General features: G+C 66.1%; 20 protein-coding genes and 3 pseudogenes. 12 read left to right on the top strand and 11 right to left on the bottom strand.

The window, feature by feature from the left end:
* Window position 1: 1 nt before the first annotated feature.
* Window positions 2-121 (bottom strand): annotated as a pseudogene (locus tag ACV7NQ_RS00240) (PQQ-dependent sugar dehydrogenase); the annotation flags it as partial.
* Between the two features lie 16 nt (window positions 122-137).
* On the bottom strand, window positions 138-1,022 hold the full coding sequence (locus tag ACV7NQ_RS00235; RefSeq protein WP_463357720.1) for a bile acid:sodium symporter family protein: 885 nt from the start codon (window positions 1,020-1,022) through the stop codon (window positions 138-140).
* A 328-nt stretch (window positions 1,023-1,350) separates the two neighbouring features.
* Between ACV7NQ_RS00235 and ACV7NQ_RS00230 the strand changes: the two genes are divergently transcribed.
* On the top strand, window positions 1,351-3,381 hold the full coding sequence (locus ACV7NQ_RS00230; protein ID WP_463357719.1) for a CocE/NonD family hydrolase: 2,031 nt from the start codon (window positions 1,351-1,353) through the stop codon (window positions 3,379-3,381).
* On the opposite strand, the gene ACV7NQ_RS00225 is transcribed toward ACV7NQ_RS00230, so the two are convergent.
* A complete protein-coding gene (locus ACV7NQ_RS00225) occupies window positions 3,382-4,305 on the bottom strand; it encodes an LLM class F420-dependent oxidoreductase (RefSeq protein ID WP_463357718.1) in 924 nt (307 codons plus the stop codon). It abuts the gene before it with no gap.
* Window positions 4,306-4,474: 169 nt separating this feature from the next.
* On the opposite strand from ACV7NQ_RS00225, the gene ACV7NQ_RS00220 reads away from it, so the two are divergent.
* The gene (locus tag ACV7NQ_RS00220; protein WP_463357717.1) at window positions 4,475-5,248 is read left to right on the top strand and encodes an SDR family oxidoreductase; all 774 of its coding nucleotides are present in this window, start codon (window positions 4,475-4,477) and stop codon (window positions 5,246-5,248) included.
* A gap of 91 nt (window positions 5,249-5,339) precedes the next feature.
* Window positions 5,340-5,861 (top strand): gluconokinase, encoded by a 522-nt coding sequence (locus ACV7NQ_RS00215; RefSeq protein WP_463357716.1) that lies wholly within the window; start codon window positions 5,340-5,342, stop codon window positions 5,859-5,861.
* On the opposite strand, the gene ACV7NQ_RS00210 is transcribed toward ACV7NQ_RS00215, so the two are convergent.
* A complete protein-coding gene (locus tag ACV7NQ_RS00210; RefSeq protein ID WP_463357715.1) occupies window positions 5,858-6,661 on the bottom strand; it encodes a M50 family metallopeptidase in 804 nt (267 codons plus the stop codon). The two genes, ACV7NQ_RS00215 and ACV7NQ_RS00210, sit on opposite strands and share 4 nt — an antisense overlap.
* Before the next feature lie 87 nt (window positions 6,662-6,748).
* On the bottom strand, window positions 6,749-7,804 hold the full coding sequence (locus tag ACV7NQ_RS00205) for a Gfo/Idh/MocA family oxidoreductase (RefSeq protein ID WP_463357714.1): 1,056 nt from the start codon (window positions 7,802-7,804) through the stop codon (window positions 6,749-6,751).
* Window positions 7,805-7,925: 121 nt separating this feature from the next.
* On the opposite strand from ACV7NQ_RS00205, the gene ACV7NQ_RS00200 reads away from it, so the two are divergent.
* The 4 genes from ACV7NQ_RS00200 to ACV7NQ_RS00185 are packed head-to-tail and all read left to right on the top strand — an operon-like array spanning window position 7,926 to window position 10,248.
* A complete protein-coding gene (locus ACV7NQ_RS00200) occupies window positions 7,926-8,387 on the top strand; it encodes a helix-turn-helix domain-containing protein (RefSeq protein ID WP_463357713.1) in 462 nt (153 codons plus the stop codon).
* 22 nt (window positions 8,388-8,409) lie between these two features.
* Entirely contained in the window at window positions 8,410-8,649 is a 240-nt protein-coding gene (locus tag ACV7NQ_RS00195; protein WP_463357712.1) for a DUF6247 family protein, read from the top strand.
* Between the two features lie 4 nt (window positions 8,650-8,653).
* The gene (locus tag ACV7NQ_RS00190) at window positions 8,654-8,899 is read left to right on the top strand and encodes a hypothetical protein (RefSeq protein WP_463357711.1); all 246 of its coding nucleotides are present in this window, start codon (window positions 8,654-8,656) and stop codon (window positions 8,897-8,899) included.
* A complete protein-coding gene (locus ACV7NQ_RS00185; protein ID WP_463357710.1) occupies window positions 8,860-10,248 on the top strand; it encodes a TerD family protein in 1,389 nt (462 codons plus the stop codon). The genes ACV7NQ_RS00190 and ACV7NQ_RS00185 overlap by 40 nt, the downstream gene beginning before the upstream one ends.
* Here ACV7NQ_RS00185 and ACV7NQ_RS00180 read toward each other — a convergent pair.
* Together ACV7NQ_RS00180 and ACV7NQ_RS00175 are read right to left on the bottom strand one after the other, a co-directional pair.
* Window positions 10,165-10,926: an undecaprenyl-diphosphate phosphatase gene (locus ACV7NQ_RS00180; RefSeq protein ID WP_463357709.1), complete on the bottom strand. Its 762-nt coding sequence runs from the start codon at window positions 10,924-10,926 to the stop codon at window positions 10,165-10,167. The genes ACV7NQ_RS00185 and ACV7NQ_RS00180 overlap by 84 nt on opposite strands.
* Window positions 10,927-11,214: 288 nt before the next feature.
* The gene (locus tag ACV7NQ_RS00175; protein ID WP_463357708.1) at window positions 11,215-11,865 is read right to left on the bottom strand and encodes a hypothetical protein; all 651 of its coding nucleotides are present in this window, start codon (window positions 11,863-11,865) and stop codon (window positions 11,215-11,217) included.
* 404 nt (window positions 11,866-12,269) lie between these two features.
* Here ACV7NQ_RS00175 and ACV7NQ_RS00170 point away from each other — a divergent pair, with 404 nt between their 5' ends.
* Window positions 12,270-12,740, top strand: coding sequence for a hypothetical protein (locus tag ACV7NQ_RS00170; RefSeq protein ID WP_463357707.1), 471 nt, complete (start codon window positions 12,270-12,272; stop codon window positions 12,738-12,740).
* 86 nt (window positions 12,741-12,826) lie between these two features.
* Window positions 12,827-13,291 carry a DUF3558 family protein gene (locus tag ACV7NQ_RS00165; RefSeq protein ID WP_463357706.1) on the top strand — a complete coding sequence of 155 codons (465 nt, stop codon included), beginning with the start codon at window positions 12,827-12,829 and terminating at the stop codon, window positions 13,289-13,291.
* A 121-nt stretch (window positions 13,292-13,412) separates the two neighbouring features.
* Here the strand turns inward: ACV7NQ_RS00165 and ACV7NQ_RS00160 are convergent, their stop codons facing one another.
* On the bottom strand, window positions 13,413-14,183 hold the full coding sequence (locus tag ACV7NQ_RS00160; RefSeq protein WP_463357705.1) for a hypothetical protein: 771 nt from the start codon (window positions 14,181-14,183) through the stop codon (window positions 13,413-13,415).
* Window positions 14,184-14,484: 301 nt separating this feature from the next.
* Between ACV7NQ_RS00160 and ACV7NQ_RS00155 the strand changes: the two genes are divergently transcribed.
* Window positions 14,485-14,775 carry an excalibur calcium-binding domain-containing protein gene (locus ACV7NQ_RS00155; protein ID WP_463357704.1) on the top strand — a complete coding sequence of 97 codons (291 nt, stop codon included), beginning with the start codon at window positions 14,485-14,487 and terminating at the stop codon, window positions 14,773-14,775.
* A 312-nt stretch (window positions 14,776-15,087) separates the two neighbouring features.
* Here the strand turns inward: ACV7NQ_RS00155 and ACV7NQ_RS00150 are convergent, their stop codons facing one another.
* The 3 genes and pseudogenes from ACV7NQ_RS00150 to ACV7NQ_RS00140 form a co-directional block, all read right to left on the bottom strand.
* Window positions 15,088-16,524: an FtsW/RodA/SpoVE family cell cycle protein gene (locus tag ACV7NQ_RS00150; RefSeq protein WP_463357703.1), complete on the bottom strand. Its 1,437-nt coding sequence runs from the start codon at window positions 16,522-16,524 to the stop codon at window positions 15,088-15,090.
* Between the two features lie 353 nt (window positions 16,525-16,877).
* A complete protein-coding gene (locus ACV7NQ_RS00145) occupies window positions 16,878-17,204 on the bottom strand; it encodes a DUF4190 domain-containing protein (RefSeq protein ID WP_463357702.1) in 327 nt (108 codons plus the stop codon).
* A 70-nt stretch (window positions 17,205-17,274) separates the two neighbouring features.
* Window positions 17,275-18,780: pseudogene (locus tag ACV7NQ_RS00140) on the bottom strand (purple acid phosphatase family protein).
* Between ACV7NQ_RS00140 and ACV7NQ_RS00135 the strand changes: the two are divergent.
* Together ACV7NQ_RS00135 and ACV7NQ_RS00130 are read left to right on the top strand one after the other, a co-directional pair.
* Window positions 18,765-19,172 (top strand): annotated as a pseudogene (locus ACV7NQ_RS00135) (cbb3-type cytochrome c oxidase subunit I); the annotation flags it as partial. The pseudogenes ACV7NQ_RS00140 and ACV7NQ_RS00135 sit on opposite strands and share 16 nt — an antisense overlap.
* Window positions 19,172-19,453 (top strand): hypothetical protein, encoded by a 282-nt coding sequence (locus tag ACV7NQ_RS00130; protein ID WP_463366086.1) that lies wholly within the window; start codon window positions 19,172-19,174, stop codon window positions 19,451-19,453. The pseudogene ACV7NQ_RS00135 and the gene ACV7NQ_RS00130, both read left to right, overlap by 1 nt.
* The last annotated feature ends 178 nt before the right edge of the window (window positions 19,454-19,631 follow it).

Raw genomic sequence — 19,631 nt, 5'->3', positions numbered from 1 at the left:
TTCAGCGGGCCGGGAACCGGATGATGCGGTCGTCGCCGTCGCGGATATCACCGCGTCCGTCCCGGTTGGACGAGGTGACCCACAGTGCGCCGTCCGGCGCGACCGTCACCGTGCGCATCCGCCGAGCGGGTGTCCGATTACGTCGACGCGAGCTCCGTCGGGCGGGTGCTTCGCACCTGCCGGGCCAGCAGATAGGCGGCGATCGCGGCGGGGATGTTCATGAGCACCCCGTAGACGGCGGGCGGGACCGCCATCGTGTCGTTGTGCAGCACGGTCGACGCGACGGCGATGGCCAATGCGCCGTTGTGGATGCCGATCTCCATGGCCGAGGCGATCGCCTGGTCGGTGTCCACCTCGACCAGTCGCGGCGCCGCATAACCGATCGCGAAGCTCAGCGCGGACAGCAACAGGCTGATGGTGGCCAGCTTGCCGATGTTTTCGGTGAGGGTGTCGAATTCGCGTCCCACTGCTGCGACGACGACCAGCAGTAGCACGACGGCCGACACGATCTTGACGTTCTTGCGCATCCGGTCCGCCCACGCGGTGAACCGCCGATGCACCCACATGCCGATCGCGGCCGGAACGAGCACGATCGCGAACACCTGGACGAACTTGTCCGGCCGCAGCCCGATGGACGCGTCCTCGTCCATGAACAGCGTGTAGGCCAGCGCGACGACCAGCGGCATGGTGAACACCGCGAGGATCGAATTGATCGCGGTGAGGGTGATATTCAGGGCCACATTGCCGCCGGCGATATGGCTGAACAGATTGGCCGACGGCCCGCCCGGCGCAGCGACGAGCAACATCATGCCGACGGCCAGCGCCCCCTCGAGCCGAAACAGGTAGATCAAGCCGAGGCAGATCGCGGGCAGCAGCACCATCTGGCACACCAGCGCCACCACGGCGGCCCTGGGATATCGGAGCACGCGGGCGAAATCATCGACAGTCAGCGTCAACCCGAGGCCGAACATCACCAGAGCGAGGGCAAGTGGCAGGAACACCGCGAAAATCGTTGAACCCATTCGGATCTCCTCATCGGGGACTCGGTCGGGTGTCGACGTTATCGACTGACGGAGCCGGACGCGAGCCGTTCGGCGCAGTCGCAACGGAGCGGGCGGTTTTCGGATGGGTCACTGGTCGGTCAAATCTGCTTCGAAGAGCTGGCAGAGACTGGTCGGTCGTATTCTGCGGCAGGCGAATCCGGTGCGCGACGCGACGAACCGACCGGAGCGTACTTAACGCACTATTCGCCACCCGATTGCTAGGGTCGGTCTCGTTATCGGGGTGGCTTGTCAGGGTGCGGAGTATCAGTCGAGGAGGGTCATGTTGTCGGGGCGTGAAGTGGCACACATGTTTGTCCGCACGCTTCGACTAGCGGCAGTGGTCGTCGTGGTACCGCTATTGATCGCCACCACGGTCGGATCGGCGGCCGCACAGCAATCGACCGGCAGTACGCGCAGCGAGCAGTGGACCCAACTGCACGACGGCCGGCAGCAGTACCCGGACGTGCACATCGACTGGGATGTCCCGATCCGGATGAGCGACGGGGTGGTGCTGAAGGCGAACGTGTATCGGCCGATGGACCCGTCCAGGGCGGTCGTCGACCAGCCGCTGCCGACGATTGTGAACCTCACCCCGTACACAAAGCTCGTGACGAACCTGGTCGATACCGCGCTGGCCATCCCGAGATTGCAACCGATGACCATGGACCTGGTCCGTCGAATCAACCTTTCCAGCACGCCGATCAGCGGATTCGGAGACCTCCTGCACGCACTCGACGGCGGCACCGTCCGGACCGTCCTCGGCATCGACCGCAACCTGATCCGCAGCGGATACACGCTGGTGGTGGTCGATGTGCGCGGCACCGGCTTCTCCGAGGGCACCTGGAACACCCTGGGCGCGCGCGAGCAATTGGACACCCGCGAGGTGATCGACTGGGCGGCGGCGCAACCGTGGTCCAACGGTGACATCGCCATGAGCGGCGGCTCCTACGCGGGCATCAACCAGCTGCGCGCGGCCGAAAACGCCCCGCCCGCACTGAAAGCCATTTTCCCGGTGGAGCCGGGCAGCGATCTCATGCGTGATGTCGTCGCGCCGGGCGGCGGTGTCGGCACCACCTTCTTGCCGCTGTGGCTCAGCAATGTGAACCAGCTGAAACTGATCCCGGACGTTCAGTCGATGCTCAACGGCACCTTCGATTGGAAGTGGTTCAACGACCGCGTGGCCGACCCGACCACAAACGTGGATCTGCTGGCCCAGGCCCTGCTCACGCCCTCACTCGACAATCTTCCCCCAGCGCTGGCGGGGGCGCTGGACGCCGACAGCCCCTTCCGGCAGGGCATTGAAGGGCATCCGGAACGAATCACGGTGCCCACCTTCGTATACGGCGGCTGGCACGACATCTTCGCCAACAGTGCGACCAAGCTCTACAACGCCATCCCGTTGCCCGCGGGCAAGAAGCAACTCATTGTCGGCGACACCTATCACGCCAACCCGGGTGCGGGCACCGGCACGGCCAAAGCCCCGCCGCGACTGGATGTGCTGCAGCGGGTGTGGTTCGACAAGTGGCTCAAGGGAATCGACCGCGGCATCAGCGACTTCGGACCGATCAACGTCTGGGAGCAGGGCGGCGGGTGGATCAAACTCGGTCAGTTCCCGCAGCAGGATGTCAACCACCGCCGGGTCTACCTGTCCGACGCGGCAAGCGGCACCACCGACGAGAGCCTGCACGACGGATCGCTGTCGATGACGCCGCCGTCCCAAGTGACAACGCTGAAGGTCGCGCCCGGACTGACCACGGCATGCTCACGTGATGCTACGCAGGGCGCCGCCGGAATCCCCGCGGCACTCGACCTCTGCGCCAAGGACTCGCGCATCGCCGAACGGAACGGGCTCACCTTCACCAGCGCGGCGGTCACCGAGCCGACCGAGATCTCCGGCCCGATCAACGTGCACCTCAACACGATTCACGACGCCGCCGATGGTTACTGGAGCGTCACCGTCAACGACGTCGCGCCCGACGGCACCTCGACCGTCCTGACCACCGGCCAGCTCATCGCGTCGTTGCGGGCGGTCGACGAGTCGAAGAGCACCCGCTCACCCAACGGCGACTTCACCGCACCGTTCAACCCGATCACCGTCGCCAGCATGCTCCCGGTGGAGCCGGGGCGGCCGACGGCTCTCGACATCGCTGTCATCCCCACCCAGGCCGTCATTGCGCCCGGCCACCGCCTCCGCGTCGACGTCTTCGCCGGAAACTCGCCCAAGGCACTGGCTTTCCGGCCCATGCTCAACAACACCGAACTCAAACCGCAGTACCTGCGGCTGGATCCGGCGGCACCGAGCTTCGTGAACCTGCCGACGAATCGTGCCGTCGGCTGATCACTGGAGCTGCGATTTCACCTGCGCGGCAATCAGTTCGAGGTGAGCGAGGTCGCTCAGGTCGAGGATCTGGAGATAAATTCGGGAGGCGCCGATTTCGGCGTAGCGGCCGATCTTGTCGACCACCTCGGCCGGAGATCCGGCCAACCCGTTCACCTTCAGTTCGTCCACGTCGCGGCCGATCGCCTCGGCCCGCCGGGCGACCTCGGCGTCGGTGCGGCCGACACAGGCCACCAGGGCGTTGGAGTACACCAGGTCGTCGGCTCGGCGGCCGCGGGCCTCGGCGGCGGCGCGGATGCGATCGAATTGGCGGGCGCTGTCCTCGATCGCGGAGAACGGCATGTTGAACTCGGTCGCGTACTCGGCGGCCAGCCGCGGTGTGCGGGCGGCGCCGTGGCCGCCGATCACCACCGGTACCGGGTCCTGGACCGGCTTGGGCAGCGCGGGGGAGTCGGTCAGCTGGTAGTGCTCGCCATCGAAGTTGAATTTGTCGCCGATCTTCGTCGACCACAATCCGGTGATGATCGCGAGCTGTTCCTCGAGCCGCGCGAACTTGTCCGCAGGGAAGGGGATGCCGTAGGCGGCGTGCTCCTCGGCGAACCAGCCGCTACCGAGCCCGAGCTCGACCCGGCCGCCGGACATCTGGTCCACCTGGGCGACCTGGATGGCCAGCGGGCCGGGCAGCCGGAAGGTGGCGGCGGTCACCAGAGTGCCCAGCCGGATCCGATTGGTCTCCCTGGCCAGCCCCGCGAGGGTGATCCAGGCGTCGGTCGGGCCGGGCAGGCCGTCGGAGAAGCCCATGTGCAGATAGTGGTCGGAGCGGAAGAACGCGTCGTACTCCAGATCCTCGGCGGTCTTGGCGACGGTCAACAGTGTGTCGTAGCTGGCACCCTGCTGCGGTTCTGTGAAAATGCGTAAATCCATATCGATCATGGTGCCCGAGCAGCCCGCGCTTGTCGCGGCGGGGTGGATCGCCATGCGGCCCGGCGATGCGACGGGAAACCACGGTCGATGACGTGACGCACTCTAGTTGTGGGTGTCGGCAAGCCGACGAGGTCTTGTGCCCCTGGGGCCGCGACGGTAGTACTGAGCTATGAGTACGGCACTCGTCACCGGTGGCACTGGCGCGCTGGGCAGGCTCGTGGTCGAGCGATTGCGCGAGCGGGGGCATGACGTGCGGGTGTTGTCGCGGCGTGTGGGGGCTGGAACGCACGTGGGGGATCTTCGGACGGGTGTCGGGGTTGCGGAGGCTGCGGCGGGGGCGGAGTTGATCGTGCACGCGGCGTCGGACTTTCGTCGGGTCGGCCGGCCCGACATTATGCAAACCGAGCATCTGCTCGCGGCGGCGGGGAGTGCGCGGCACCTGCTGTACGTGTCCATCGTCGGAATCGACCGGATCCCGTTCACCTACTACCGGAACAAGCTCGCATGCGAGCAGCGGATCATGGAAAGTGGTGTGCCGCATACGATTCTGCGGGCGACACAGTTCCATGAGCTGATCGCGTCCGCGCTGCACGGCGCCGAGCGGCTGCCACTGGCGCCGCTGCCGCTGGACTTCCGCTTCCAGTCGGTTGCCGCCGCGGATGTGGCTGTGCGGGTTGCCGAACTGATCGACGGTACGCCGACGCACCGTGCCCCCGATTTCGGCGGGCCGGAAGTGCTGACGCTCGCGCGGATGGCCGAGGTGTGGCGGGCGGCCCGTGCCCGGCCGCGCCGGGTTGTGCGCATCCCGGTGCCGGGCCGCATCGGGCGCGCATTCCGTGCTGGTGCGAATACCTGCCCCGAACACCACGATGGCACGCAGACCTGGGCGCAGTTCGTCGCGTCGAACCCCGTCGACGCCTACACGGCGAAGCCGCAGCAGTAGCTACGTCCCCAGCAATCGGGTGATGGCGTCAGATTGGCTAGTGTCTGATGCCGAGGCCACGACGAATGAACGATGGCAGCCGAGGAGCGGAATGACCGAACGACCCGTGCCACCGCTGATCGTCGTGATGGGTGTCTCCGGCTGCGGGAAGTCGACGGTCGGTCGATTGCTCGCCGAGGCGTTGCACGTGGAGTACGCGGAGGGCGACGACTTCCACCCCGCGACGAACATCGCGAAAATGGCGGCCGGGTTGCCGCTGACGGACGACGACCGCTGGCCCTGGCTCGACATCATCGCGGCCTGGCTGGCCGAACGGTGCGAACGGGGCGGTGTGGTCAGCTGCTCCGCGCTCGAGCACAGCTACCGCGACCGGTTGCGCGCGGCGGCGCCGAGGGTTTTCTTCGTCCATCTGCACGCGTCGCGGGCCGAACTCGCCCACCGTATGGCGTCGCGCCCCGGTCATTTCATGCCGACGAGTTTGCTCGATTCCCAGTTGGTGGCGCTGGAACCGTTGTCCGCCGATGAGCGCGGCATCGTCCTGAACGCAACCCGCGATCCCGCCGAGCTGGTTCGGGAAGCGACGGCCGCGCTGGCACAGGGCGACCCGGCTTAGTTGACGGGCGCCGACGGCGTGGGACAAGACCCGTTGGACAGATTGGGAATACAGATGCCGGACGCGTCGGCGAGCAGCAGCCCACCCCCGACGATCAACGCGGCCACCGCAACCGCACCGAACAGCAGCACCCAGAGCAGACCGGGCAGGTGCGTGAGCCGGGCGAGCTGATCGGCGTCGGAATCGGCGCCGCCGGGGTTGCGCGTGTGCCGCGAACGGCCCCGCTGCAGTTCGATCACGGGCCTGGCCCCGGCCAGCAGCAGGAACCACGCACCCAGGTAGGCGAAACCTGCTTGGAGCGTGTCGGTACCGAACCAGGACACCGCAAAGACGATGGCGCCCAGCCCGAATACGGTGATCAGGCCATAGATATTGCGCACCTTGATCAGCACGGCGGCGAGCAGGACGATCGAGGTCCAAAGCATCAGCGTGATCCGGTCGGCGCCGAGCAGTGCCGCGAAGCCGAGGCCGAGCAGCGGCGGCGCCGGATAGCCCGCCATCGCGGTGAGAATCATGCCCAGCCCGTAGGGCTTTCCGCTCGACACCGTCAAACCCGACGTGTCCGAATGCAATGTGATGCTGTTGAGCCTGCGCCCGGTCAGCAGCGCCAGTAACGCGTGACCGCCCTCGTGCGCGATCGTGACCACATTGCGGGTCAATCGCCAGACGGGCCAGTACCCGACCAAGAACAGGGCCACCACTCCGGTCGCCACTACCAACCACCACGGCGGCGGCGCCTGCGTCGTTGTCAGCCGGTCCGCAATGGAGGAACCGCGCTCGACAAATTCGGCTGTATCCACCGCCGCACCCTATCCGCCGAAAGCCACTCGCGCCCGTCGGTGCGTCGGCCCGCAGGCCGAGCACACCTGCAACGGGGTCCCGATGGCTCATCCGGTCATGGTCGTACCGGTGTCGGCCGATCGGCGCGCGGCATCGATGATCCGCAGCGTGTTCACCGCGTCGCGCGGGTCGACGGGAACGGCGGCTCCGTCGAGTAGCGCGGCGGCCATGGCGGCGTAGAACGCGGGGTAGTCGCCGGCGAGGGTCGGGACCGGCGCGGTGTCGGGCTCGGCGCCGAGCACTCCGTACCGTTCGGGTTCGACTGCGCCCCAAGGACCTTCGCCGTCGTCGGGCCGTCGGCCGGCGCGCAACGCCTCCTCCTGCGGATCCAAACCGTAAGTGACATAACCGGCCTCGGAACCGAGCATTCGGAAACGCGGACCGAGCTGCGGGGCCACCGCGCTCATCCACAGCTGGGAGCGGACGCCCGACTCATGGGTGAGCGCAAGGAACGCATCGTCGTCGGTCTGGATCCCGGCCCGCCGCCGGTCCAGCTCGCAATACACCGAGCGCACCGGCCCGAACAGCGTCAGCGCCTGGTCGATGAGGTGACTGCCGAGGTCATACAGCAGACCGGCGCCGTCGGCGGGCGCGCCGACCTCGCGCCAGCCGCCCTTCGGCACCGGCCGCCACCGCTCGAACCGGGACTCGAAACGCCGCACCTCGCCGAGACGGCCGTCGGCGGCCAACTGCCGCACGGTCAGGAAGTCGCCGTCCCAGCGCCGATTCTGGAAGACCGACAAGGCAAGGCCGCTCCGTTCGGCCCGGGTGACCAGGTCCTCGGCCTCGGCGACGGTGACCGCGAACGGCTTGTCCACGACCACCGGTAGGTTCGTGTCGAGGGCTCGGCGTGCCAGCGGCGCATGGGTCCGGTTAGGTGTCGCGACGACGACGAGATCGAGGCCGGAAGTGTCGGTGAACAACTCGTCGGCGCTCGCGACCACGCGCACGCCGGGATGCTCGCGCCGGGCCTGCGCGGCCCGCTCGTCCGACCCGGTGACCACCACCGCCACCCGCATGCGCGGTTCGGCGGCGATCAGCGGCGCATGGAACACCGATCCCGCCAGGCCGTATCCGACAATGGCGACCTCGATGTTGCTCATCTTTCAGACGGTACCGGGAACCGAGGGATGGCATGGGTGTCGTCCTGTGGAACAACGCGACGTCGGTCTCGGGGATGACGACACCGGCCGGTCGCGGTCCTAACGTTGGTGCGCGAGAGCAGTGATAAGCACAGCGCTGCGCGCCCGCGCGGCCGCCGGTGAATCGAAAGCCGCACTGGCCAAGGCATTCGGCGTCAGCCGCGAGACCGTGTACAGCTACCTGCGGATCCCGAGCGCCACCATCGCCTCATCCCTGACCGCTGGAGAAGACCGGCCTATCCCTGACATCACCAAGTACGACCAGTTGCTCACCCGCACACCAGATCCGATCTCACCCACCGAAGACCAAGACGCCACACCACAGGTAGCCGACGAAAAACCCCCGGCTGCCACGGGGCCCAGCGGAAGCGCACCCCGGCAGGGGGAGGCAGGTAGCCCCCAGCTTCGACTCATCTGGATGGTGTGGGGAACGACCCCGATGCGGTCGTATGGCAAGGCTATGATGTTGGCATGGCGTCACCAGAGTCGTCCAGGTCGTCGGCGCTTCCCGCGCTATTGGCGCCACACCGCGCGCAATTCGTGATGCCCTGGTTGGTTCCGAACGCGTGGAGTTCGAGCGCCACTACGCCGAGGAGATGGCGACCGCAGCCCAGTCCCTGGATCTGACGGGCGTGCTGGCGGTGTTGGAAACTTTCCGCAAGGTCGCCGAGATCACCCAACGCCACGGTGCCGACGCTCACACCCGGATGCTCGCCCGGGTCGCGGACCTCCAGCTGGGCCGGAATGTCACCACCATCGGGGCGGCCGCGCACCGAGCAGAGATCAACGCCAAACTCGGCTCGTAGGCCGATGTATTCCTACGAGATGGTTCCCGAGGCCCGGGAACAGGTCGACGGCATCCCCAATGATGCGCTGGTGTTCTACGCCGAGCTCATCGCCTTCTTGGAGCTGACTCCGTGGGCGGGCCCGCCCTACCGGGCAGACAACCCGGATGCCAACATGCGCGGTCGTCGTAGAGTGGCAATCGAATACGCCGACGTGGGAAAGGCCGAGGGTTGTCCGCAACACTGGCGAAGGGTCAGAACCGCCCGCTAGCCGCGGCCGATGTGGTGATTACCGTGCGGGTCGCCGCGTCCGCGGATCTGTCGGCGTTGCTGGTCACCGCACACGGCAAGGTCCGCTCGGATGCCGATTTCATCTTCTTCAACCAGCCCCGGGGTCCGGGGGTGAACCTGCGGCCCGGCCCGGCGGGGCAACCCTCGGCATTGGCGGTGTCGCTGGGTGCGGTGCCCGCCGATATCGACCAGATCCGGGCAGTGATCACCCTCGATGACCCGGCCACCACGTTCGGGCGCATCCCGGCGCCGGTGGCGGTGGTGGCCGATGCCGGTGGAAACACACTGTGTGAGTATCGGATCGAGGGGCTGAGCACCGAATCAATCGTCATCGCGGTGGAGCTGTATCGCCGCCAGAACAGCTGGAAGATCCGCGCGGTCGGCCAAGGGTATGCCGGGGGATTCGCCGCGCTGGTCACCGATCATGGGGTGAGCGTCGAGGACGCACCACACCTGGCTTCGGCACCCACCACGCCTCCGCCGACGGTCACGCCCGCGGGCGCGACCTCACCGGTCCCGACCTATCCGCCGCCCAATTCCCCCGTCTATCCGGCGCAGCCGCCACCGCAGTATTCCCCGGCCGCGTCCTATCCGTCTCCGCCCGGACCGGGGTACCTACCCGCCGCCCCTGGGTATCCGCCGATGCCGGCTCCCGGCTACCCGACAGGATCGGCTGGGCAGGGCTACCCGCCCGCGGTGCCACGGCCGACGCCGCCTCTGGCTGAGGAGGTGAGCTTGGCGAAGGGGCGCCCGGTCAGTCTGGCCAAGGGGCAGCGGGTCACCTTACGGAAAGAGGGTGGTGTCGCGTTGACCTACGTCAGGATGGGGTTGGGCTGGGATCCGGTGAAGAAGGGCGGGCTGTTCGGCGGCCGCACCATCAATATCGACCTGGACGCGTCGGTGGCGTTGTTCGCCGAACGGAACTTGGTCGATGTCGCCTACTACGGTCAGCTCACCTCCAAGGACGGGTCGATCCGGCATCAGGGCGACAATCTGACCGGTGAGGGTGAGGGGGACGACGAGGTGATTCTGGTCGACCTGACCTGGGTACCGGCGCACGTATCCACCCTGTTGTTCTTTGTGACCTCGTATCAGGGCCACACCTTCGAGCAGATCAGCAACGCGTTCTGCCGCTTGGTCGATGCCACCAACGACGCCGAGCTGGCCCGCTACTCGCTGACCGGGGGGATGGCGTTCACAGCGTTGGCGATGGCGAAGGTATACCGCGTCGGCGGTGACTGGAAGCTAGAGGCCATCGGCGACGGATTCCAGGCCAAACATCCCGGGGAGGCAGTTCCGCAACTGGGACGGTGGGTGACCGCCGGGTGACCGACGCTGTGGCGCTGGGAACTGTCGGCGAATCCTGTTGGGTGAGTTGATCGTTGACTTGCCGCAGCGCAAGCACCTATAGAACTGGGCACGGCAGACGGCGAACGGGGTCAGCTTCTTGGTCTCGAAGTACGAGGTGAGGAACGTGACCGAGACATAGGACAGCACGCCCGCGACCACCGAGCCCGCCGGCGCTGGACCGAGAATGTCGTGGTTCTCGGGCTTGAACAGTTCGGGTGTCTTGAGCATACCGGCGGCGAGGATGACCGGGGTGGCCAGCAGGAAGGCGAAGCGGGCAGCGTCCTGCGTGCCGCAGGCCCTTGAACAGGCCCGCCACGATGGAGGACCGCCGATGCGGCCTTGAGCGTGTGCGGGGCCGCTGGTCGCGGCGGAGAAGTTGCTCAGGCTGTCCAGCTCGGTACGGGCGTGCTGTGAATGCGGCGTGGTAGCGCCTCGAACCGGCGCCCAGAAAGTGAGACTGCCGTCCAGGCCTTCGGTGAGCCACGGCGGCTCGACGGCGGCAGGCTCGATAACAGCGGCGTGGCCGTTCTTGTCCTTTTCCGGGATGGTCAGCTTCCAGCCCTGCAGGCTGATCCGGTTGGGCGGGACGGGCATCAGCTGTGGCGGCGTGCCGAGAGGGTGCTGGTGCAGGCCCCACCGTGACGGGCGGACACCCACCACAGACTCCCGCCGAGCAGCACGAGAACAACCACGACAGCCAGCCGACCGCGGTTTGAGCACCCCGACCGGCTGCCCGCATCCGTGGTCATGAATACACCCCTCGTCGGTCGGCTCGAGTGCATTGCTGCCGGATCGTGTCCATGGTGTGCGGCATGGGCGAGGACGTCGGCGGCCGACCCCGAGCTCTCATGCAGATTCCGTCGGCAAGGCCAGCACAATCGTTTCCACTCGACCAGCAGCCGAAACCGGAAACCCCGTCACACCGCTACCGATACGGCGGGTGGTCTACTTGCCGTCGGGGTGGCCGAGGTCGACCAGGGCCGTGGTCCAGTCGGCGGCTATGGCGTTTTGGGCGTCGGTCAAGGCGACCTTGCCCGAACACACCAGCGCGTGCAACTTGTTCTCGACGGCGTCTTTCGGATTGTTCGGCCCCGCGCCCGGCTTGTGACCGGGCGACGGTGGCTCCACCCACAGGTTGCGCGGATCGTTCGGGTCGCCGCCGAGCTCCAGTGACACCAGGTGGTCGTACTCGGCGTCATGCAATGGGCCGGTGTAGTCGTAGGACTTCGCGTCGGCGTCCTTCTCCCGGTCGGTGATGTTGGCCGGTGGGCGGATCGAGGAAGTGTATCCGCCCTTGCAGATGGTGTCGCCGAGGTTGTCCGCGGCAACCTTCGGATTGACCGCTCCCGGGGTGCACGCGGGATCGGGCAGTGGCTGCCCGTCGCCGGACTTGCGGTAGTGGCAGCTGCCCGGAGCCGGTTGCACCTGTACCGTGTACGTGCCGGAGGGACCGGGACCGACCGGCACCTGCAAGGTCTGTCTCGCGGCAGGGGGTTGAATCACCGCATGCGCGACGGTTTTCGAGCCCTCATGTGCGCAACCAACAACCAACAACGGTGCCAGCACTGGAACCAGCAGCGTCTTACGAATATTCATGACTCACCTCGGGCCGAACCTTCATCCGCATCCAATTGTGTGGCATACCGCTGGCATTCGGCACGGAAACATCTGCGAAGGCCTCGATGGTGTGGGATCCGGGACTCGAACTCGGCGCACCTACCGCTGGCAGGCTCTCAACCCTGGCCCCACACCGCCGCCGGTCGGCGGCGGGTCCATGTTTCCGTTCGCGATTCGGAAGCGATCAAACTATATCTCTCAAATATATTGTGCTGCAAGGATTTACAGCTTCCATACTCGCTTGACTCGTTCGAGAGGGCCTGGATTCATAGACGGAAATATCCGTCTACCTGGAGGTCCTTAGATGCCGACTCCTCGTCCGCGTGTGCGTCGTGATGGCACGGTGGTGTGGCAGGTCCCGATCCGTATCGCTCGTGATGGGCGTGTGCCTCGAAATCGGTTTCGGCGCACGCATATTCGTCGGTGTGCTCGGCGGTGTCGGCATCGCGTACGCCCGCCACCGCAGCCTGCGCGAGCAGACCGAGCAGACCGAGCAGACCGCGCGCGAACTCGGCGGTCTGGACCCCGACCAGGTCGAGGAACTCGACGCCACCGAACTCTCGCGTGCCGAACGCACAGCGATCCTCGAACACGACCGTGATGCCTGGCGCACCCCGGCACTGGACACCCTCGAGCGACCAGCGTTCTCGCCGCTGCGCATGGCAGGCATGCTCGCCCTGCGCGGTTACCTCCTCGTCGCCGTCGTGCTGGTCGGAGTCAAGGTCGTCAAGCCATCACCGGCTGACCGATACATCAACTGGCGCATCGGCGGCAGGCTCACCCACCGCCGCCGATGCGACCGGGTGCCGGTCCCCGGTAGCCTTGGCCGGAGTATCCGAACCCGATCTCGATGATCTGGGCAAGAGGGAGCGGCCGTGACCGCCTTCTCAGCTCGCGGCGCCGCACTGACCGCCGTCGCGATGGTCGGCCTCCTGTCCGCGTGCGCCACGAACCTCGACACCGGACGCCGCTTCGGCGGTCGGGCCGAACCCGCTGGCCCATTGCCAACCGCTCATCGAAGATCAGCGGGGCCGTCCACGCCGACACCCTCACCGGCCATCTCACACCCCCGACCTGCCTGTGGCACGGGAAAAACACCGACGGCGAACTCGACGTCACCTTCGCCTTCTCCGAACATGATTCGCTGCAGCAACTCTGGGAACGCGCCAACGAAGACGGCTTCAGCACTGAACACTTGACCGTCGTCCGCGATGTCCTCGGAACGAAGGTCACCGCCACCGGGTTCTACGCTCGCAACCCCGGCGACCTCGGCGACTGCTCGGTATCGGCCCAAGCCAATGGTGCGATCACCTGGCGAGTACGAAACAATTCCCACTCCCCACAGCCCGACCCCTGCTCCGCGGCCCTCGCATTGACCACTCTCACCGTCGATCTGTCCCCGTAGTTATTCGGTCGGGTGCCGACCGTGCGAGCGACGGCATTTGCCGATGCGGCGTAAGTAGTGGTCGTCTGGGAATTGTCCGGGACCGGGGCGGATCGCCTGTCGCCATTCCCTCGGCGGGGGCCTATTTGAACAGGCCGATCGCGCGGGCGATCACCAGTGCGATCGTTATCAGCGACACCGCCGACTGCAGCATCATGATCATCTTGGCGCGGATCGTATACGGCATGACGTCGGTGGGACTGAACGCGGTCGCGTTGGTATAGGCAAGATAGAGGTAGTCGGGGAAGCTGGGCATCCAGCCCACCAATGCGGGATCGGGGTCCTGCTGCTGCGGGAACACGAAATCGCGATGACAGATCGCACCCCGGGACCCGAGCGGCCCCCCACGGTCGAGCTGCCAATACCACAGCCCGAACACGATCACATTGGTCGCCCAGATCGCGGCGCCGGAGATCAGCAGAACGAACGCGTCGTCCTGCTGGCCTTGAACGATCTGGGTGACCAGCCGGATCGCCGACCACCCGTTGGTCACGGTGATCATCGCGGTGAGCAGGACCATCATCCGCCGCAACCACCGTGTCGGACGAGCGCGGTTACGCGGATCGGCGACCACCAGGCCGGCGAGCAGGACGAGCTCGAGGCCGGGCACCAAGCGATGCCCCGGCGTGAAACTGTTCGGCAGGCACACCTGTAGCGCGACCGCGACGACGACCGCCGCGGCGACCGGCCATCGTGACTGCACGATCCGGGTCAACGCTGGTGAGGGTTGCTGCTCCTCGGCGATATCGAGCAGCCGCTCGGTTTTGCGCAGCTGTTCCTGCAACTGCCGCAGCGCCTGACGCGCCGTCAACCCGCCCGGCTCTGCCGAGCCGGATCGATCCATCTTGTCCACCGATTACCTCCACTGACCGCTCGGTCTCGCCATCACATGCCGACATCATCGCCGAGAGCCGAATTACCCGCACGATATCCACGATGAACTCTCGCAGTACGATGCCGGACTGGCCGGATACCTTGCGCGCCAGCATGAATCACTATTCCGGCTGCCGCGCCCGCGCTTGCCGTGCCCGCATCATGTGCCCGAATCGTGCGGTTGACAACGCGGCCGGTCACCACAACAGTGGGTGCCGCGTCGAGAGACCTGACGACGCATTCACCGCAGCAAACATAGAGGAACACATGAACGTTCGCCGTTGACCGTCAGCGCTGCCCTCGTAGGATTGACTCTGCTTGCCACACCCATCGCGCTGTCCGACCCACTGCCGATGCCGTCGGGTTCCTCCGGGACCGGTTCTTCTGGGATCGACTCGGGTTCGGCCGCGGTCGGATCCGCGGGTCTGAACCAAACCGGTTCGGTGGGCGGCGCGTTCGCCAACTGCGACGCCGCTCGTGCGGCAGGCCGCGCGCCGCTGTTCCGCGGGGAACCCGGCTACTCCCCGGCCCTGGATCCGGACAACAGCGGGATGGCTTGCCCAACCGTCTAACTCTCGCGGGCTGCTCCCGCCAATTGTCGCCTTGCCGTGTGGCGACCGCGCTCATAGCCGCACAATCGCTGACCTGCATCGCCCGAACAGCGACCACAGCGCGGTCCCTGCAGACGCCACAGGCGGGCTGGCCGGGGCTCGGACTCGAGACAGCAGCACCGACAACTGCGGCAGTGTCGGCCGTGCCGATCCAGTTCGTCAACGCCACGTACTCCTGCGAAATCAACTGGTCGACAACGAGATTCGCGCCACCGATCGTGGCCCTCCGCAGGTGCCCGGTCTTCGTGCCACGACGATGTCGTCGCGTACTGGTCACCATCGATCGTATCCACGTGAATACCGCAGCTGTTGCGGGTTGCGGCCGATGAGTGCCGTGGTGGCCTCGGCGATGGGGGCAACCGCCGGTGGCGCGGTGTTCGCGAGTTCGCTGCGCGCCCGGTGCGAGATCCGGACCAGTAGGGCGATGCTGATGTAGTTGGCCAGCAGTGAGGAGCCACCGTAGGACATGAACGGTGTGGTGATGCCGGTCAGCGGGATCAGTTTGGTGACTCCGCCCACGACCACGAACAGCTGCCAGCCGATCGCGAACGCCAGGCCGCCCGCGAGCAGTGTTCCGAACAAATCACGAACGGTCAGTGCCGCTTTGAAGCCGCGCATGGTGAGTATCAGGAATACCATGATGACGGCGGTCAGCCCGATGAGGCCGAGTTCCTCGCCGATGGTGGAGATCATGAAATCGGTCTTGGCGAACGGTACGTCCTGCGGGCGACCGGTCCCCAGGCCGTCGCCGCCCAGCCCGCCGGTGGCCATCCCGAACAATGCTTGCGAGATCTGATAGCCATTGCCGAAGTAGCTGGCGAACGGGTCCTGCCAGACTTGCACGCGCACCCGGACATGTGCGAACAGGTGATAGGCGATCGCGCATCCGATCGTGAACATGACTATCCCGATGAGCAGCCAGGAAACCCGGTTCGTCGCGATATAGATCATGGCCAGCACGGTGCCGAACACCAGCAGCGAGAACCCGAGGTTCTTCTCCACCACCAGCACGAGCACCGCGATACCGGTCACGACCAGCAGCGGCGCCAGGTGGCGTGCCTTCGGGATCGTCATGCCCCACACGCGGGTGCCCGCGGCGGCGAACAGTTCACGGTTGGCCACCAGGAACGCGGCGACGAAGATCAGCAACGCCACCTTCGCGAACTCACCGGGCTGAACCGAGAAGCCGTGCAACCGAATCCAGCTCTTGCCACCGTTGACCTCGCTGATACTGCTCGGCAGTACCGCCGGGATCATGAGCAGCACCACCCCGGCCAGGCCGAAGGTGTAGCCGTAGCGCGACAGCACGCGATGGTCCCGGATCGACACCAGAACGGCCGCGAACAGCGCGACACTCACGATCGTCCAGATCAACTGATGAGCAACGTCCGGCGTCGGGACCGGCTCGCCGTCTGCGACCGCGCGTGCCGCCTCGGCGTGATCGAGCCGATCGATCAGCACCAACCCCAGCCCATTGAGCAGTGCCACGCACGGCAGGATCAACGGATCCGCGCCATCGGCCCATCGGCGTACCACCAGGTGCGCCGCCACCGTCACAACCGCGAATAACGCCAAGTCTCGCGGCACGTACCCTTCGATGCCCGAACCCGTGCCGATCGCCATCAGACACCACGCCACTGCCGTGATCACCAACGCGAGCACCAACAGCAGCAACTCCGCCCGCCGTGCACGCCCAGGACTACCGCTCACGCCGCCAGCAGGGAGTCCGGTCCGATCAGGAGCAGCAATCACATCACCAAGTATCCGCGCGAGGACCACTGAAATGCTGGGTTAACTCACCACGGGAATGGCATCCATCCCGCGCCTACGCAACGGCACCAATCGCGACTCCCACGACGCCCTCGATGGCACCGACTGATGGTGGCTGGAGACCGGATCGGTCACGCGTGCCGATCTCAAATACCAAGGCAGTGATGCCGGAGCACGGTCAACGGCCGCGATGGCGGCGGACCCGTAGTGGCGGTCGTTTCGCCTACCACAACGCCCCGGATGGCGCGTGTAGAGCAGCATAGAAACCGACTTCGGCGCAGGTGCTCGTCTTGTCAGGCGCGGCCACCGATGAGCATCAGGGTGAACAACAATGCCTCGGCGATCATCAATACGGTGCCGACGATGCCGAGGATGAGTCCGACGGTGGCTTGTGAGCGGCCGCTGAGGCAGCCGCCGGATCGGTTGATGTCGATGAGGGCTTGGCGGCTCATGGCCCAAGCAATCGGTGCGCAGATTCCACAGCAGGCCAGACCGAGCATGCCCACGATCAGTGCACTCGATGCACGGGGATGCTCGATCGGCCCATCGATGGGTTTGCCGAATTCGTCGGTCGGGATCCCGAGCATGCCGCCGGGCTGGAACCCATAGGGATCGAACATAACTCGAAAGTTAGAACACAATATCCATTACGCACTGATGCCACACCGCCCCACCTACCAACTATCCTGGTCAGGCTGTGCGCGGGCGGGTGAGGGTGAAGCGGTCGACGAGCGTGAGTTCACCGAAGGGGCCGTTGATCGCGTAGTAGGTGGCCTTGATCGACGTGGACCCGCCGCGCTGGCCCGGGTCCACATCGAACGCCACGAAGCCGTAGGGATGTTCGCGGTCGCGGAAGGCCGACCAGGGTGCGTCCTCTTCGACGTAGTTCTGTGCCTTGCGGCGGATCGCCGGATCGTAATCGCCGACGCTGGTGAGGACCCGGCAACGCGGGGTGTCGAACAGGGTCAGGTTCGATGGTGAGGAGGTGCCGCTCCCGCCGATGACCAGGTGTACCGTGCCCTTGCTGGTGTCGATGACGTCTTCGTTGGTGACCGACGGTGTCGGCGTCAGTGTGTCGGTGCCGAGCACACCGCGCACCGCGTGCGAGCGCTCGCAATGATGTTCGTGCCCGCAGACGACCAGATCGACGTTGTACTTGTCGAACAGAGGCAGCCATTCCTGGCGGATGCCGAGATCGGCGCCGTTCCCGGTGCGGGAGGTAGAGATCGCGGTCTGGTGCATGCAGACCACGATCCAGTCGATGCCGTGATCGGCGCGTGCGGCCGCCAATTCGGTTTCCAGCCAACGCTTCTGGGCGCCGCCGGAGTAGCCGTGCACGTAGGAGTTGCCGCCGTCCTGCAGGCAGATGTCGTCGTTGCCGAGACTGATCACCCGCACCGAGCCCGCCATGAACGAATACCAGAGCCCCCGCGTCTCGGCGTCGGATCCGGAATCGGGGACCGCGAAATACGTTTGGTAGGCGCCGAAGCCGGTGGGGCCGTTGCCGAGTTCGTTCTCATGGTTGCCCGCTGCTGGCATCTACGGCCGGTACCGCGCCGATCGAGAGTTGTTGTCGAACCAGTCCGACCAGGTGCGGATGCGGTCGGTGGCGATGTTGGCGTAGCAGCCGTTGACGAGATTGAACAGCGGTGCGAGCCATTCGACGCCGGCGGTGATGTCGCCCGCCACCGGCGTGCCGAGGTTGTCGCTGACATAGGCGCCGTTGGCCTGCTTGCCCAGCGTCGGCGTGGACTGATCACCGAAGCTTGTGAAGCGAAACAGGGCCCGGCCCTTCTGGGCCGTGCGGATGGTGCCGAGTTCCGGTGTCATGCCGTCGTGCACCGCGGCATAGGTGTAGTCGGTGTAGGGTATGAGCCCGGTCAGCCGTGCGTGGTTCACCGGAACTCCGGTCTGCGATTTCGCGTCCCGGTAGGTGGTGGTCCTAGCCCGGACGCTGTCCCCGAAACCGCCGGTCGGCGAACCGAACAACACCCGGGGATTGTCGACGGCGGCGGTGGTGTGCCAGGATACGACGACCTCGGTCGGGGCATAGGCGCCGAATTGCACGTGCAGACCGCTCACGCGGGGTGCACCCGCCACACCCGGGCGCTGCCACAGATCCGGGCCGCCCGATCCCCTGAACAGCGCCGCGCCGACACGCAGCGTGATGACCTTGGCCGTATACCGGGCTGGTATACGCCTCGATCAGTATCGCCGCACTCTCGGCGGTGGTCTGGGCACACCACATGTTCGCCACCGGGGCGGTACTGCTGCCGTTCTTCTCGTTGACCAGCTACCTGATCGCCGTGCCGACCGGGGTGAAATTCTTCAACTGGATCGGCACAATGTGGATGGGGCAGCTGACGTTCGAGACGCCGATGCTATTCGCCGTCGGATTCATCGTCACGTTCCTCTTCGGTGGCCTGACCGGGGTGATGTTGGCCAGCCCGCCGATCAATTTCCATGTCACCGACACCTACTTCGTGGTGGCCCACTTCCATTACGTCCTGTTCGGCACCATCGTGTTCGCCACCTTCGCCGGTATCTACTTCTGGTTCCCGAAAATGACCGGCCGGATGATGGACGATTGGTCGCCGCTCTGGACCTGATCGCCTTCCTCGGGCGCGACACCGGCTGGGCCGAAGAGTTCTATCAGGCCGCGTCGCTGATCCTGGTTGGAGGGGCCGCGGTGTCTGTGCTCACCGCCGCGACCGGGTTTTGGGATCGGTGGAAATCGTCGGAGGCCGGCACGCAGGTGCGGCGCACCATCAACACCCATCCAGTCCCCACACATGTGCACACCGCCAACACAGGATGCTTTGAGCCGCAGCACATCTGGCCGCTCGACGCGCGGTATGCGGCTACTTAAGACTGGTGGTAGGGCCTGATCCCGGCCAGGATCTGGTCCAGGTGCCCGGTGGGAGACTCGGTATGCGGCTGCCCCGTCGTCATTGGTGTGGCTCTCACATGGCTTGCCTTTCACCGGGTGCCGTGCCGGGAATGGCTGAAGAGGGGTCTGCCCAGCTCGAAGTAGCGTCGTGGCCGAG

The organism is Nocardia sp. Tas62D01 (genome assembly GCF_055232035.1).
Note: the sequence above shows the minus strand (reverse complement) of the source record. Positions and strands in the feature narration are given on the sequence as shown.